1 pseudogene is annotated in these 589 nt (G+C 76.2%); it reads right to left on the bottom strand.

Annotated elements, in window-relative coordinates:
* Positions 1-378: pseudogene (locus AE652_RS42735) on the bottom strand (hypothetical protein); the annotation flags it as partial.
* Between the last annotated feature and the right edge of the window lie 211 nt (positions 379-589).

Genomic DNA, 589 nt, shown 5'->3' with positions numbered 1-589 from the left:
CGGGCGGGCGGCCTGCGGGCCGGGGGCGGCGAGCGGGGCGGCGGTGCCGGTGCCCAGGCGGGTGGCGCGGTCCACCGGCAGCCGGACGGTGGCGCCGCAGTTGCAGGTGAACTCGGGCTGCGGCCACTGGTCGGAGCGGCCGCAGTGCGGGCAGCGCATGCTCAGCCAGGAGTCCTCCCAGGAGCGGAAGCGCACCTGCACCGGCACTCCGCCGCGCAGCAGCGGCACCTTGAGCGAGGCCCCGCACGGACAGGGGAGGGAGGGCGGTTCGTAGAGGTGCTCGCGGCGGCAGGCGGGGCAGCGGATCGCCCGGGCGCCACCGCCGGGCCCCGTCCGAGCGGGGTCGTGTCCGGTGAAGTCGTCGGGCAGTCCGGCCATCGCGGGCTCCGTCCGTCGGTGTCGGGTGGGTGGGACGTCTCCCATGCTCCCCGAAATGTCCGGCGCAGGACGCGGAATGGGGCAATCCTCAGGGACGGATCAGGGGATCCTGCCTGCTCGGGTAGGGAAGGAATCCTTCCGGAGGGGGATGCCCGGCGGGGCGGACCGGGACGTTCGGCCGGCGGACCAGCGGGCCAGGTCGGCGGGGGTG

This window comes from Kitasatospora sp. MY 5-36, assembly GCF_001182915.1.
Taxonomy (GTDB): domain Bacteria; phylum Actinomycetota; class Actinomycetes; order Streptomycetales; family Streptomycetaceae; genus Kitasatospora.
The sequence above is the reverse complement of the archived record's forward strand: the minus strand, read 5'-3'. Positions and strand labels throughout refer to the sequence as shown.